This is a genomic window from Nitrosomonas oligotropha (assembly GCF_900106555.1).
Classification (GTDB): Bacteria; Pseudomonadota; Gammaproteobacteria; order Burkholderiales; family Nitrosomonadaceae; genus Nitrosomonas; species Nitrosomonas oligotropha_A.
In genome coordinates this window covers 169,709-183,395 of the sequence record NZ_FNOE01000001.1, presented here as the reverse complement: position 1 = coordinate 183,395, position 13,687 = coordinate 169,709, and the positions used below count along the sequence as shown (strand labels likewise).

Genomic DNA, 13,687 nt, shown 5'->3' with positions numbered 1-13,687 from the left:
TTTCATGCCGACATTGACCTTCCAGGAAATTATCCTGACCTTGCAGCAATATTGGAACGAGCAGGGATGCGCGATTTTGCAGCCGTACGATATGGAAGTGGGCGCGGGCACCAGCCATACCGCCACATTTCTACGCGCCATCGGCCCCGAACCGTGGAAAGCCGCTTATGTACAACCGGCGCGCCGTCCCAAAGACGGGCGTTACGGCGACAACCCCAATCGCTTGCAGCATTATTATCAGTTTCAGGTGGTATTGAAACCGGCACCAAAAAACATTCTGGATTTGTATCTCGATTCGCTGCGCCTACTGGGATTTGATTTGACGCAAAACGACGTGCGCTTAGTCGAGGACGATTGGGAAAATCCGACGCTGGGCGCGTGGGGATTGGGCTGGGAAACCTGGCTGAATGGCATGGAAGTCACGCAATTCACCTATTTCCAGCAAGTCGGTGGCATTGACTGCAAACCGATCACCGGCGAAATCACCTACGGACTGGAGCGTCTGGCGATGTATTTGCAGGGCGTGGAAAGCGTGTTCGATCTAACCTGGACCAAAGGTTTAACGTACCGCGACGTGTACCATCAAAACGAAGTCGAGCAATCTAAATATAACTTTGAACACAGCGATACCGAATTTCTATTTCTGGCGTTCGGCAAGTATGAAGCGCAAGCCAATCATCTCATCGAACAGCAGTTGGCGTTGCCAGCCTACGAGCAAGTGTTGAAAGCGGCGCATACGTTCAATCTGCTCGATGCGCGCGGTGCTATTTCAGTGACCGAGCGTGCCGCCTATATCGGTCGCATCCGCAACCTGTCGCGCCAAGTTGCCAAAGCCTATTACGATAGCCGTAAAAACCTCAATCCGCCGTTCCCGATGGCGCCGCGCGAATGGGTCGCACAAATGCCCGACATGCAGGAATCCGCATCATGAGCAAGAATCTGCTGGTTGAATTATTGGTCGAGGAATTGCCGCCCAAATCGCTGAAACAACTGGGCGCCAGTTTTGCGCAATTGCTGGCTGACAGCTTGAAAGCGCAAGGTTTGATCGCGCACGACGCAACCATCACGCCGTACGCCGCCCCGAGACGATTGGCGGTGCATATCGTCAACGTCGCGGCGCAAGCCGCCGATCAAGCGGTCACGCAAAAACTGATGCCGGTCAAAGTCGGACTGGACGCGCAAGGCCAGGCTACGCCACCGTTATTGAAAAAACTAGCCAGCCTCGGCGCGGATGCCTCGGTCGTGCCGCAGCTGAAGCGTGCGTTGGATGGCAAAACCGAAACGTTGTTTTGGGATACCACCGTGACAGGCATAGCACTGACCGATGGACTGCAAAAAGCGTTAGAGGAAGCGATTGGACAATTACCGATCCCGAAGGTGATGACGTATCAATTGGCGGATGGCTGGAGCAGCGTCAACTTTGTGCGTCCCGCGCACGCACTGACTGCATTGCACGGCGCGGACGTCGTGCCGGTCAGCGTGCTTGGCTTGCAAGCCGGACGCGAAACGCAGGGGCACCGCTTCGAAGCCAAAGTCAATCCGATCGTGCTGCACAACGCCGACAGTTACGCGCAACAACTGCAAACCGAGGGTGCCGTGCTTGCCAGTTTCGCCGAGCGCCGCACCGAAATCACGCGCCAGCTCGCCGCCGCTGCGGCGCATGAACACCTGACACCGGTCGATGACGACGCACTACTCGATGAAGTCACCGCGCTGGTCGAACATCCGAATGTGCTGGTTGGCCAATTTGATGCCGAATTCCTGCAAGTACCGCAGGAATGCCTGATTCTGACAATGAAAGCGAACCAGAAATATTTTCCATTGCTTGATGCCAACGGAAAACTGGCCAACAAATTCCTGCTGGTTTCCAACATCCGCCCCGTCGATCCCACACAAGTCATCACCGGTAACGAACGCGTAGTACGCTCACGCCTCGCCGACGCCAAGTTTTTCTTCGATCAGGATCGCAAAAAGACGTTGGCATCGCGCTTGCCGGAATTGGATAAGGTGGTTTATCACAACAAAGCGTATACACAAGGAAAACGCATACACTCTGTTTGCGCCATCGCCAAAATGATTGGCGCACAGTTGGGAGGCAATGAGCTGGCCGATCAGGCCGTTGAGGCTTCTAAGTTGGCCAAGGCAGACTTGCTGACCGACATGGTCGGTGAATTTCCTGAACTGCAAGGCATCATGGGGCGCTATTACGCGCAGCATGAAGGTTTAAGCGACGATGTCGCGTTTGCCATCGAAGATCAGTACAAACCGCGTTTTGCCGGCGACGAATTGCCGCGTAACCCGGCGGGGATTTGTCTGGCGCTTGCGGATAAACTGGAAACACTGGTGATCATGTTCATAATCGGTGAAGTACCAACCGGTGACAAAGATCCGTTCGCGTTGCGCCGTCATGCATTGGGAGTCATTCGCATTCTGATCGAAAAAAACCTGGCTCATTTTAAATTGAATCAATTAATCGATCAGACTTATCGAGAAATATTGAGTATCACCGCGATTCCGAATCCACAAGGGGTTTTTCTGAAATTACCCCCTAACCTGGAAGAATTACTGCTGCAATTGAAGAAATTTTTCTGGGAACGCCTCGTTGGCTATTTGCGCGAGCAAGGCTACACCGCCCAGGAAGTCGACGCCGTACTCAGCCTGAATCCACAGCATTTAAGCGATATTCCCAAACGTCTCGCCGCCGTGCGGGCGTTTGCCGCACTGCCGGAAGCGGTCAGTCTGGCGGCGGCCAACAAGCGGGTCGGTAATATCCTTAAGAAATCCGAAGGCTCTATCGCTGATGTTGTGAATCCTGATTGGTTGCCGGAAGCCGATGAGCAATCGCTTTACCAAGCGTTGCAAGACATTGAGCCGAAAACCAAAAAAGCTTTTGCCGCTGGTGATTACACCGCTTCGCTGCAACTGCTGGCAACGTTGAAAGCTCCAGTCGACACTTTTTTCGATCACGTGATGGTGAACGTCGATGATGTGCAATTGCGCAATAACCGTCTTGCTTTGCTGAAGCAACTGCATCAGACGATGAATCAAATCGCCGATCTTTCCAAGCTGGCCGCCTGACATGAAGCTGATCATCCTCGACCAAACCGGCGTGATTAATCAGAGCAGCGGTACGTTTATCAAAACGCCGGACGAATGGATTGCGATTCCTGGTAGCCTGGAAGCGATCGCCCGCTTGACGCATGCCGGGTATCGCGTGGTGATCGCTACCAACCAATCGGGCATCGGGCGCGGGCTGCTCGATATGGCGACTTATAACGCCATCAATGACAAAATGTACAAAGCGGTCAATCACGCAGGCGGGCGCATCGATGCGATATTCTTCTGCCCGCATACCAACGCGGATAAGTGTTCCTGCCGCAAACCGGCGACTGGGTTGTTCGATGAGATCATGCAGCGTTACGGCGTCAATCTGAAAAATGTCATGGTAGTCGGCGATTCGTTGAAAGATTTGCAAGCGGCGGCTGCGGTCGGTGCAGTACCGGTGTTGGTGCTGACCGGCAATGGAGAAACAACGCGCGTCTCTCAGGAAATTCCGGCGCATACGCAGATTTTCGACAATCTCGCCGCCGTGGCCGATGCGTTGGTTGGAGAAGAATAATAGTGGCCATTTTCCGTTCGGCGCTGTACATGCTGCTGCAAATCATCATCACGCCGCCGTATGCCATTTTTACGCTGGCGTGCTTTCCACTGTCGCCGCATAACCGCTACCGCGTGACCTCGAGCTGGACGCGCATCATGCTGTTTCTGTTGTGGCACTTGTGCGGTATCCGCTATCGCATCATCGGCGCGGAAAATATCCCAAAAACCCCGAGCATCGTGCTCTCCAAACATCAGTCGGCATGGGAAACACTGGCTTTCCAGGAAATTTTTCCGCCGCAGGTGTGGGTGCTGAAAAAAGAACTGCTACGTATTCCGTTTTTCGGCTGGGGCTTGGCGATGACCAGTCCGATCGCGATCGACCGCAGCGCGCGGAAGAAAGCTTTGGAACAAATTGTCGAGCAAGGCAAGGACCGTTTGCAACAAGGCTTCTGGATCGTGATCTTTCCCGAAGGCACACGCATCCCGCCGGGACAACGCGGTAAATACCGCATTGGCGGGGCCTGGCTGGCGACGCACACCAATGTGCCAGTGGTGCCGGTCGCGCACAATGCCGGTGAGTTGTGGGGAAGAAATTCTTTCGTCAAACACCCCGGCACCATTACCGTTAGCATCGGCCAGCCGATCGATCCCACCGGTATGGAAGCCGGGGAATTGAACGCACAAGTGGAAGCCTGGATCGAGGACGAAATGCTGCGCATCGGCCGGAAGAACCTGCAAGAATCATAACGTGCTCGTGCAAGCCACTACGACGCTCAACGGCCGGGAAATTACCTACACGCTCAAACGTTGTCAGCGCAAATCGATCGGTTTACAAATTGATCACCACGGTTTGCGCATCAGCGCGCCGCTGCAAACCGCACTCCCGCACATCGATACCGTTCTGCGGGAAAAAGCCGGTTGGATCACGAAAAAGCTCGATCAATGGCAAGCCAAAAAAAACCTCGCATTGACGTGGACGCACGATGCGGCCTATCCGCTGCTCGGCGAACCTTGGCACATCGCACTGAAACCATCCGGCGAGATCGACATGACGCGGCAATTTACCTGCAGTGAAGCGAAACAATCCCTCGCGCAACTCAATCCCCGCCAAATCGAGCAATTCGTCATGGCCTGGTACGGCCAGCAAGCGGTTGCGTGCTTCAAAGAACGCATTGCAATCTACGCCCCGGCATTGAATGTACCCCCGCCGCCATTCCGTCTGTCACGCGCCAAAACTCGCTGGGGCAGCTGCAACAGCCGTGGTCTTGTCACGCTTAACTGGCGCTTGATCCAACTGCCGCTGCATTTGATCGACTACGTCGTCGCGCATGAACTGGCGCATCTGATTGAAATGAACCATTCAAAGACGTTTTGGAGACTGGTTGAGACGATTTACCCCGATTATCAGGTTGCCCGGAAAATGCTCAAAAACTATGGTTGATCTCTTGTTTTGCAGGAAAAAAATAGCTTTATGCGTATAATGGGCACCTATTCAATATAAGTTTTAGTAACCAATAATCATCTTGATTATTAGAAGTTTTTTAATTTTGCAATTACCAAAGCGAGGATAAACATAACATGCGCGTTTTAAAAGATACCGTGGTCTCACTCAACTATGAATTGTCGGACGCTTCGGGAAAAATTCTGGAAAAAACAGATACACCGATCAGTTATTTACACGGTGGCTATGGCGGTATTTTTCCCCTGGTTGAAGAAGCGTTGCATGAAAAGGAGGTTGGTCATTCCTGCACGGTTTCGATGGAGCCGGAAGATACTTTCGGTGAGTATGACGCTGAATTAATTCGCGTGGAGCCGCGCAATTCATTCCCCGATAATGTGTCAATCGGCATGCACTTCGAAGGCGGCGCGGAAGATTCCGATGATTTTATTCTCTACAAAGTCACTGACGTCACGGAAGACTCGGTTATTGTCGACGGTAACCACCCATTCGCCGGGATGCGGTTGAATTTTGCCTGCACCGTGACGGATGTACGTCCGGCCACTGAGGAAGAAATCGCGCACGAGCATGTTCACGGCGCGCATGGACATGGGCATGAGCATTAATGCAGCAAAAATTGCGCTGGGGTGATAAAAGCTAGCTGTTATCCGCAGTACCCAGGGCTTCTTTCAATACATAGAGTTGTTCCAATGCTTGCCGGGGATTCAATTCGTCCGGCGAAAGCTTTTGCAGCATGGTAATGACGGGATGTTCTTGCACGCTTTCCTCTTGCGGCCCGGCAATCGAAACAGAAAACAGATCCAATTGCGGTTCTTGTTTTACACTTTCCTGTTCCAACTTAATCAAGTGTTTTTTCGCCAGCTTGATCACCGCATCGGGAACGCCTGCGAGTGCAGCCACTTGCAGGCCATAACTTTGACTGGCCGGTCCTTCGGCAACCTTGTGCAGAAAAACAATACGGTGCTTATACTCGACCGCATCCAAATGCACGTTTTGGAGCTGTTTGAATTCTTCCGCAAGCTTGGTCAATTCAAAATAATGCGTGGCAAAAAGGGTAAAACTGCGGTTCTTGATCATTAGATGGCGCGCAATGGCAAACGCCAAAGCCAAACCGTCAAATGTCGACGTACCGCGCCCGACTTCGTCCATCAGCACCAGGCTGTGCGCCGTGGCGTTATGCAGAATGTTAGCGGTTTCGGTCATTTCCACCATAAACGTCGAGCGTCCGCTGGCCAAATCGTCGGCAGCACCGATACGAGTAAAGATTTGATCCAAGATTCCAATTTGTACAACTTTAGCCGGTACATAACTGCCGCAATGCGCCAGCAAGGCAATCAACGCAATTTGCCGCATGTAGGTTGATTTACCGCCCATGTTGGGACCGGTAATCATCAGCATGCGCGGTTTTCCGCTATGCTCGGCGCCCAGCTGCACATCATTGGCGACAAAGTTTTCCACCTGCTGCTCCACCACCGGATGGCGGCCGGTATCGATGATAAACACATCCTCACCGGCTAACTGCGGAGCAGCATAATCGAGCGCTTGGGCACGTTCGGCAAATGCGCACAGAACATCGATTTCCGCGACGCTCGCGGCGATTTTTTGCAGCGCATGAATATACTGGGCAAGCGCATTCAACAGTCCCTCGTACAAATATTTTTCCCGCGCCAGTGCCCGGTCTTGCGCGGATAAGGCTTTCTCTTCGAAGGTCTTCAGTTCCGGCGTAATGTAGCGCTCGGCATTCTTTAGCGTTTGTCTGCGCCGGTAATCGTCGGGGATTTTCTCGCTGTGCGCATGCGTGACTTCGATATAAAAACCATGCACACGGTTATATTCCACCTTAAGGTTAGGAATGCCGGTACGTTCCTTTTCGCGCATTTCCAGTTGCAACAAAAATTCACCGCAATTGTTTTGCAGCGCACGCAACTCATCGAGCTCAGCGTCAAAACCATCGGCAATGACATTACCTTCGCGCAACACCACGCCCGGCTCCGGCAACAAGGCTTTGCTCAGTAACTCAACCACTGCGGGTTCAATCTGCATGACGTGAAGCAATTGGCCGATGCGCTCACTGTTACAGTGGGCGGTAGCCAAAATGACTTGCGGCAGCAGTTTCAAACTGTCACGCAAACCCGATAAATCCCTTGGTCGCGCCGATTTCAGCGCAATACGCGCGGTTATCCGTTCGATATCGGCGCATTGCCGCAGCAGAACGCGCACGGCCGCAAAATGATGCTGCCCGTTTTCTCCGATCAACGCCGCCACGCTATCGAGCCGCTGTTGTATGATGGTGCGATCGCGCAGCGGATGATGCAGCCAGAATTGCAGCAAGCGGCTGCCCATATTGGTGGCGCAGGTGTCGAGCAACGACAGCAACGTCGGCGATCGCTCGGCGCGTATCGTTTCGGAAATTTCCAAATTGCGGCGCGTTGCGGCATCCATGCGCACATAAATGCTTTCCCGCTCCGCTTGCAACGACGAAATATGGGGTGCGGCGGATCCTTGCGTCAGGCGCGTGTATTCCAATAATGCCCCGGCGGCACACAGCGCGGTGGACAAATCATCGCAACCGAAACCGCTGAGATCATGGGTTGCAAATTGCCGCGTCAGCGTATTGCGCGTACTGTCATGATCAAATTGCCACTGCGGCAAACGCTTCAACGCCCAGTTTCTTCCTTGTATCTCAGGCAATTTCAATGATTCGGGCAAAAGAATCTCCGCCGGTTGCAAACGCTCCAGTTCGCTGAGCAGATTGTGCGGCACCGTTTCCAGCACGCGTAACTGCCCCGCCGCGAGATTCAACCAAGCCAACCCCAAGGTCGACTCCTGTATCGACAACGCCAATAAGATGCAATCGCGCTTATCTTCCAGCAAAGCCGCATCGGTCAGGGTTCCCGGCGTGATGATGCGCGTCACTTCCCGAGCTACTGGCCCCTTACTGGTCGCCGGATCTCCGACCTGCTCGCAGATCGCAATGGATTCGCCCGCCTTGACCAACTTTGCCAGATACTGCTCGGCCGCATGGTAGGGCACGCCCGCCATTTTGATGGGCTCCCCGGCAGAAGCGCCGCGTTGTGTCAGCGTGATCCCCAGGAGCTTTGCCGCTTTTTCCGCATCGTCAAAAAACAATTCATAAAAATCCCCCATGCGGTAAAACATTAGCATATCCGGATGCTGCGCCTTGATGCGCAAATATTGCTGCATCATCGGCGTATGCTGTTCTTTTTGGGTTTTCATTTATTCACGCAATGATTATTTTTGCATTGGAAAATGCATCATTTGTTTAAAATCTTTCCGCCCACACGAATCTCTTGATGTCTCACGATTCTCTTTAAACGCTGCATTGATTCAAAATAGGATAAACCTGGACCGAGTGGATGACTGGCATAGAACGGCGATTGATGCTACCTCAGTATTCGCACGGTATTATAGGCAAATTATTTGGATAATTCCGGGAAATTGATTTGCGCGGATAGAAACAAATGAATTAGGGAAACGCTGATTAATTCGGCGAACGAGATGAAGCACGAGGCGCACGGAACACAGCAACCGAGACATATCTACAAGATAGGCAAGGGAGCGAGTACCGCGCAACGAAGTGATTCGCTCGTGTAGTCAATTAATCAGCGTTTCCTTAGAAATTAAGTGATGCGCCATCGCGTTGCAGGCGTGTAGAATGGAAAATACTGAACAAACCGGGGAATTAACTGACGCTGCTTTGCAGCGTGAAAAACACACAGTAATTCTTTTTTGAATAGGCGCTATACCATGCGAACAACTCTTTTTTTGCTGGCACTGACTTTTTCCCTCATGGCTTGGGCTGATGAGGATAAGGGTATGACGGATACGGAAAAACAATCACGTCAGCTGGAAAAAGCGTTAGCTCGCATACAGCAAGAATCTCAATCCATTCAACAGCAATTCATGATGATTCAAGAATTACGCCGCAATGATATCGCTGAGCCTTCCATGAATATACCGTTGCCGAGCACACCCGGGCAAAGTATTCCGGTGCCTAATTACAATAATTTAATGCAGCAGAAACAAGAAAGGGATCAACGGATTGAAAAATATACAGCCGACTTAAACCGGCTGTATGCACGTTTCACAGAACTGGAAAATGAAAAACAGGTTATCCTGGAACAAATAAAATCACTGGAACAAAAAACGGAAGAATGACGATCATCAGCGGTGCTGACGGCTACTTTCCTTCAAAATTCTTGAACCAGATGTCATAAATTTCGTCCGACCATAGGGATTTTATCCAGACGATCACATCATCCACCTGCTGTTCAGTTAGCTTACCCTCCCATGCGGGCATGGAGCCAATTTCAGGCGGCGTTCCTTTGAGTATCGTTTTTTTCAAAACGTCGGTCGAATGATGCCAGGCATGCGCGGTGCTATCCAATGGCGGTGGCGGATATTTTCCATCCGCGCCAGGTTTACGCCATTCCGGGGTCGCTTCACCGTTAGGTCCATGACATCCAATGCAATTGGCGTTATAGACACTCTCACCGCGTTTGATTTGCGCTTGATCCAAATTCCGCTTTATTAAGCCTGTCTTGCTATCGACCTGATGCTGGCCGGAAGAAACGCCGGGCGGCGCAGAATTACCGCAACCCAGCATTGTTGCAACAAAAATGCAGAGCACCACATTACGCACGATCATGAAAAAGCCGCTACTACTTCAAGCGCATCACAGAACTGCTTTTCTCCGGCTCAGCATTAGCCGGTTCCGCTTCTTGCACGGCTTTCTTGGCATAAGGGTCATAACGGTGATAAATCTTCGTATCCTTACGCGCTTGATCCCGTTCTTCGATCAGCAGAACATTATATGGATCGACTCGTCCGCTGCCTTCCATACCCGGTGTGCCGTGCGGCATATCAGGCACTGATAAGCCGATGGCTTTGGGTTTTTCCTTCAGCATGCGAATGATATCCGGCGCCGGTACATGCCCTTCAATCGCATAGCCGTTGATCAACGCGGTATGGCAAGAACCCAAGGATTCGGAAATACCCGATTTTTTGCGGATTTCCTTATTGCCTACATCGTGCGTTTTTACGGTAAAACCGTGATCACGCATGTGATCAACCCATTTAGCGCAGCACCCGCAGGTCGGGCTTTTATAAACATCAACCGTCGTTGTAGCGGCTGCTTGCGCAGCAACACCTAACAATCCAGCTGCCAGTATCGCACCTATTCGTAATTTCATTTTTTCTCCACAATGATTGTTCCATGCATCTTCTTAAAATGGCCCGGCAGCGGGCAGGCAAAATCAATTGTCCCTGCGTGCGTGAATTGCCAGATCAGTTCTTTTTGCTCGCCCGGCTCCAGTTGCAGCAGATGAGCTTCGGAATGCTCCTTATCAGGATACATGCGCCGCATATTAGCAACTTTTTTCAACTCTGCCATCGAACCCAGCAACATTTCATGCCGGTGATTGCCGCCATTTTTCACCACAAACCGGATCGTTTCGCCTTCATTTACTTTGACTTCAGCCGGTAAAAACATATTATCCACTTGTGTCAGCTTGATGATACGGGATACTTTGTCCGCATCACCCGGCCTGCCAATATCAACTTCAACATTGGAATAGTTAGTATTCGAGTAACTACTGGTTGAAAACAAGACCAAGACCACAAATGGTATAATCCCGTTCATAGAATGCTCCTGAAATAATTCCCGAACCTGTTTATCCGTCTTGATTAGAATCCGGCTATGCTAAATTGTTCCACTTTATTTGTCTAATATTCCACCACCAGTATCGTGCATTTTACCGGGTTAAAAAGGTCATTTTCATCCACTGGAATCTCATAAAGTATGCAACAAAAACAACAATATAATACCAACAAGCTGCAAAAACGCCTGCGGCGGTTGGCCGGTACTGCGATTGCTGATTTCAATATGATCGAGGCCGGCGACCGGATAATGGTCTGTTTGTCCGGCGGCAAGGATAGTTATGCTTTATTGGATATCCTGCGCAATCTGCAAGCGCATGCGCCATTGGAATTTGAGTTGATCGCAGTCAATCTGGATCAAAAGCAACCCGGTTTTCCTGAGCAGGTACTGCCCAGCTACCTGACGGAAATCGGTATGCCTTTCCGTATCGTCGAACAAGATACTTACAGCGTTGTAAAACGCGTCATCGCGGAAGGGAAAACCACGTGCAGTCTTTGCTCGCGTTTGCGCCGCGGCGTGCTTTACCGGGTTGCCAGCGAATTGGGCGCCACCAAAATCGCGCTGGGCCATCATCGCGACGACATCCTGGAAACCCTGTTTCTGAATATGTTTTATGGCGGAAAATTGAAAGCGATGCCGCCCAAGCTGGTCAGCGATAATGGCAAGCACATCGTTATCCGTCCGCTGGCTTACTGCAAGGAAAAGGATTTGGCAGCGTACGCCGCCATTGCAAATTTTCCAATCATTCCCTGCAATTTATGTGGATCGCAGCCTAACCTGCAACGTCAGGTCATCAAAGAAATGTTGCAACAGTGGGATAAAAAATTTCCCGGCCGGCTGGAAACCATGTTTCGCGCCTTACAAAACGTTCAACCATCGCATCTGGCCGATACTTCCCGCTATGATTTCTTCAACCTGAAAGCGCAAGATCAACCCTTCATCGGCGGCGACACGGCATTCGATGAAGAAACTTTCGAACCCAATATCGAAGAAATGCTTACCCCTACCGCGGAAGAAACGGATGATCATTCACTCGTTTCATCATCATGACCGGCGATTTCCGCGCACCGGCGGCACCCATTTGAAAGTCATCGCGACCAAACCGGCAAACACAATATAAATCGCTGTCAACACGCCTTCCGGTGCATCGTAAAACATGATGCGATGGAGCCAATGCTGAATAAAACTGCCGCCGGTTTCAACCTGGCGCAAGCTATTTTCCCATGCTGTCAACGGGCAAGCGACGCCCATCAAAGATTCCATCACGACCAATACAATCGCGCCAAGATGTAAATAACGAAACCATGGATTCCTGACAAAGCTCAGCTTAAACCACGTGCCCAGCCAAATGACGGGCAGGCTTCCAACCACAAACAGCACATACAAAAAATGGACGATCAGTACAATGTCAGCCAATGGCGTGTTTGATTGGGTAATTTTGCATTAACGATGACCGGCGCAACAACTCATCGCGCCATTGAGGCAGGAATGAATTGCAAGTTTTGTTTTCCATACAACTTGCAATTCATGGGTACAAACAAAATTAATAATCACCGGTTCCTTGGGTACGCATATCATTCTTGATGAATCTTATACCATTGATACTGCGTGCAACCGCCATGGCTTTATCGATATCGTCGCGAGAATTGACGGTGCCGCTAAGTTCGACCACACCCTTTACGGTTCTGACATTGATTTCGAAAGGCCGCAAGGAGAGTTCATCGATAATGGCTTCGTGAACCTTGGTGGTAAGGACAATATCATCGTATTGCTCTGCGCTTCCCTCATACTTAGGCGCCGATGTGCAGGCCGGGAAGAAAGCCATTTGCGCAATCAAAAAGAAAACAACGAAACGACTATTGCGATCAAGTTTTACCATGATGAGGTTCTCCTAAATGAATATTGGAAAAATATCCCTCGTCACATTTAGATTAAAGATCCTTGCGTTACTGCCTTCTGAAATTGATTCAATTCAAAATTAACAGTGTTATTGAATTTCCGGTAAGTATTCGCAAAATCAGAATGCGAGGTTTTTATGGACAGAGTAGCTCGCGTGCATACCAGTATAAAAAGCATTCTATTCCTGCAATAAATATTACCTGAATATCACGCAGTACAATTGTTTATTTGGAATACTTGCGCAATAGATCTCACTATAATTTTGCAGTTTTAGCGCTTAAGGCTAAGAAAAATTTCAACAGATAAATACAGCTTATGATCCTGAAGAAATCGGCACTATTAGCTGGTTTTTTCTGACGGCTGCGCTGGTAAAGTTTCCTTAAGCAATGGAAGAACCAATTTTTCCAGTTTTTTCAGATTGACCCGGCCTACATAGGTTTCCGCAATTTCACCAGAACGGTTAATGACCACGGTATACGGCAATACCGACATGCGGTTGCCAGCCGCCGCCGCCAGCGACCACGCGTCCATGCTGCCGACCAGTACGGGATAGTTGATGCCGAATTCCTGGCTGAACATTTTTACTTTGTCGGCTTGATCCAGCGCGATGCCGATAAACACCAATCCTTGCTCGCGGTATTTTTCCTGCGCCTCGACAAACTCAGGGATTTCCTCTTGGCAAGGTGTACACCAAGTCGCCCAGAAATTCACCACCAGGACTTTTCCAGACCACTGCGAAACGGCCTGATTTTCGCCGTGAATATCCGGTAAATTGGCTTCGAGAATCGCTTTTGCACCTTGCTGGCTTTCCGCACTGGATAATTCAACTTGATACGACTCCATCAATACGGATCGCAGAAATGAGCCTGCTCCCAGTGCAAATAATGCGACACAAACATACAAAAAAATCTGCTTAAATTTTGACATCACGAAATCCTTTGATAGTTTTCCAGCTTGAAGAAACTTGATATTGGGTTTTAGTGCGCGCAAATACAACGCAAGAAGTTTAGATTTTGGCATCGCTACTTCACTTCCTTAGATAATTTTCA

Annotated in this window: 15 protein-coding genes; 8 read left to right on the top strand and 7 right to left on the bottom strand. The window is 50.4% G+C overall.

Going from position 1 to position 13,687, the window contains the following annotated elements; all coding sequences use genetic code 11:
* Positions 1 to 4: 4 nt before the first annotated feature.
* From glyQ to BLU57_RS00870, 6 genes are all read left to right on the top strand, one after another.
* On the top strand, positions 5 to 931 hold the full coding sequence (gene glyQ / locus BLU57_RS00895) for a glycine--tRNA ligase subunit alpha (protein WP_090315061.1): 927 nt from the start codon (positions 5 to 7) through the stop codon (positions 929 to 931).
* Positions 928 to 3,078 (top strand): glycine--tRNA ligase subunit beta, encoded by a 2,151-nt coding sequence (gene glyS, locus BLU57_RS00890; RefSeq protein ID WP_090315059.1) that lies wholly within the window; start codon positions 928 to 930, stop codon positions 3,076 to 3,078. The genes glyQ and glyS overlap by 4 nt, the downstream gene beginning before the upstream one ends.
* Before the next feature lies 1 nt (position 3,079).
* Entirely contained in the window at positions 3,080 to 3,619 is a 540-nt protein-coding gene (gene gmhB, locus BLU57_RS00885) for a D-glycero-beta-D-manno-heptose 1,7-bisphosphate 7-phosphatase (RefSeq protein ID WP_090315057.1), read from the top strand.
* A 2-nt stretch (positions 3,620 to 3,621) separates the two neighbouring features.
* Positions 3,622 to 4,347, top strand: a complete 726-nt coding sequence (locus BLU57_RS00880; protein ID WP_090315055.1) for a lysophospholipid acyltransferase family protein — start codon at positions 3,622 to 3,624, stop codon at positions 4,345 to 4,347.
* 7 nt (positions 4,348 to 4,354) lie between these two features.
* The gene (locus BLU57_RS00875; protein WP_090315280.1) at positions 4,355 to 5,041 is read left to right on the top strand and encodes a M48 family metallopeptidase; all 687 of its coding nucleotides are present in this window, start codon (positions 4,355 to 4,357) and stop codon (positions 5,039 to 5,041) included.
* Positions 5,042 to 5,178: 137 nt separating this feature from the next.
* Complete coding sequence (locus BLU57_RS00870; RefSeq protein ID WP_090315053.1) at positions 5,179 to 5,664, top strand: FKBP-type peptidyl-prolyl cis-trans isomerase; 486 nt, start codon at positions 5,179 to 5,181, stop codon at positions 5,662 to 5,664.
* Between the two features lie 31 nt (positions 5,665 to 5,695).
* On the opposite strand, the gene mutS is transcribed toward BLU57_RS00870, so the two are convergent.
* Positions 5,696 to 8,296 (bottom strand): DNA mismatch repair protein MutS, encoded by a 2,601-nt coding sequence (gene mutS / locus BLU57_RS00865; RefSeq protein WP_090315051.1) that lies wholly within the window; start codon positions 8,294 to 8,296, stop codon positions 5,696 to 5,698.
* A 531-nt stretch (positions 8,297 to 8,827) separates the two neighbouring features.
* On the opposite strand from mutS, the gene BLU57_RS00860 reads away from it, so the two are divergent.
* Positions 8,828 to 9,238: a hypothetical protein gene (locus BLU57_RS00860; protein WP_090315049.1), complete on the top strand. Its 411-nt coding sequence runs from the start codon at positions 8,828 to 8,830 to the stop codon at positions 9,236 to 9,238.
* A 22-nt stretch (positions 9,239 to 9,260) separates the two neighbouring features.
* Here BLU57_RS00860 and BLU57_RS00855 read toward each other — a convergent pair whose 3' ends face one another.
* From BLU57_RS00855 to BLU57_RS00845, 3 genes are read right to left on the bottom strand one after another with little or no spacing between them, the layout of a single operon-like run.
* Positions 9,261 to 9,728, bottom strand: a complete 468-nt coding sequence (locus BLU57_RS00855) for a c-type cytochrome (RefSeq protein WP_090315047.1) — start codon at positions 9,726 to 9,728, stop codon at positions 9,261 to 9,263.
* A gap of 13 nt (positions 9,729 to 9,741) precedes the next feature.
* Positions 9,742 to 10,272 (bottom strand): DUF411 domain-containing protein, encoded by a 531-nt coding sequence (locus tag BLU57_RS00850; protein WP_090315045.1) that lies wholly within the window; start codon positions 10,270 to 10,272, stop codon positions 9,742 to 9,744.
* Complete coding sequence (locus BLU57_RS00845; RefSeq protein ID WP_090315042.1) at positions 10,269 to 10,721, bottom strand: cupredoxin domain-containing protein; 453 nt, start codon at positions 10,719 to 10,721, stop codon at positions 10,269 to 10,271. The genes BLU57_RS00850 and BLU57_RS00845 overlap by 4 nt, the downstream gene beginning before the upstream one ends.
* A 159-nt stretch (positions 10,722 to 10,880) precedes the next feature.
* On the opposite strand from BLU57_RS00845, the gene ttcA reads away from it, so the two are divergent.
* A complete protein-coding gene (gene ttcA / locus BLU57_RS00840; protein WP_090315039.1) occupies positions 10,881 to 11,789 on the top strand; it encodes a tRNA 2-thiocytidine(32) synthetase TtcA in 909 nt (302 codons plus the stop codon).
* Here the strand turns inward: ttcA and BLU57_RS00835 are convergent.
* From BLU57_RS00835 to BLU57_RS00825, 3 genes are all read right to left on the bottom strand, one after another.
* On the bottom strand, positions 11,784 to 12,155 hold the full coding sequence (locus BLU57_RS00835; protein WP_090315037.1) for a DUF2784 domain-containing protein: 372 nt from the start codon (positions 12,153 to 12,155) through the stop codon (positions 11,784 to 11,786). The genes ttcA and BLU57_RS00835 overlap by 6 nt on opposite strands.
* 127 nt (positions 12,156 to 12,282) lie before the next feature.
* Positions 12,283 to 12,618: a BON domain-containing protein gene (locus BLU57_RS00830; RefSeq protein WP_090315034.1), complete on the bottom strand. Its 336-nt coding sequence runs from the start codon at positions 12,616 to 12,618 to the stop codon at positions 12,283 to 12,285.
* A 359-nt stretch (positions 12,619 to 12,977) separates the two neighbouring features.
* Positions 12,978 to 13,565, bottom strand: coding sequence for a TlpA family protein disulfide reductase (locus BLU57_RS00825; RefSeq protein ID WP_090315278.1), 588 nt, complete (start codon positions 13,563 to 13,565; stop codon positions 12,978 to 12,980).
* Positions 13,566 to 13,687: the final 122 nt, after the last annotated feature.

Bases quoted from the DNA above. Each gene is read 5' to 3' on its own strand.
- BLU57_RS00860 (WP_090315049.1), top strand. From the start codon at position 8,828: ATGCGAACAACTCTTTTTTTGCTGGCACTGACTTTTTCCCTCATGGCT.
- BLU57_RS00830 (WP_090315034.1), bottom strand. From the start codon at position 12,618: ATGGTAAAACTTGATCGCAATAGTCGTTTCGTTGTTTTCTTTTTGATT.
- BLU57_RS00845 (WP_090315042.1), bottom strand. From the start codon at position 10,721: ATGAACGGGATTATACCATTTGTGGTCTTGGTCTTGTTTTCAACCAGT.
- glyS (WP_090315059.1), top strand. From the start codon at position 928: ATGAGCAAGAATCTGCTGGTTGAATTATTGGTCGAGGAATTGCCGCCC.
- gmhB (WP_090315057.1), top strand. From the start codon at position 3,080: ATGAAGCTGATCATCCTCGACCAAACCGGCGTGATTAATCAGAGCAGC.
- BLU57_RS00870 (WP_090315053.1), top strand. From the start codon at position 5,179: ATGCGCGTTTTAAAAGATACCGTGGTCTCACTCAACTATGAATTGTCG.
- BLU57_RS00855 (WP_090315047.1), bottom strand. From the start codon at position 9,728: ATGATCGTGCGTAATGTGGTGCTCTGCATTTTTGTTGCAACAATGCTG.
- mutS (WP_090315051.1), bottom strand. From the start codon at position 8,296: ATGAAAACCCAAAAAGAACAGCATACGCCGATGATGCAGCAATATTTG.
- glyQ (WP_090315061.1), top strand. From the start codon at position 5: ATGCCGACATTGACCTTCCAGGAAATTATCCTGACCTTGCAGCAATAT.
- BLU57_RS00850 (WP_090315045.1), bottom strand. From the start codon at position 10,272: ATGAAATTACGAATAGGTGCGATACTGGCAGCTGGATTGTTAGGTGTT.
- BLU57_RS00825 (WP_090315278.1), bottom strand. From the start codon at position 13,565: ATGTCAAAATTTAAGCAGATTTTTTTGTATGTTTGTGTCGCATTATTT.
- ttcA (WP_090315039.1), top strand. From the start codon at position 10,881: ATGCAACAAAAACAACAATATAATACCAACAAGCTGCAAAAACGCCTG.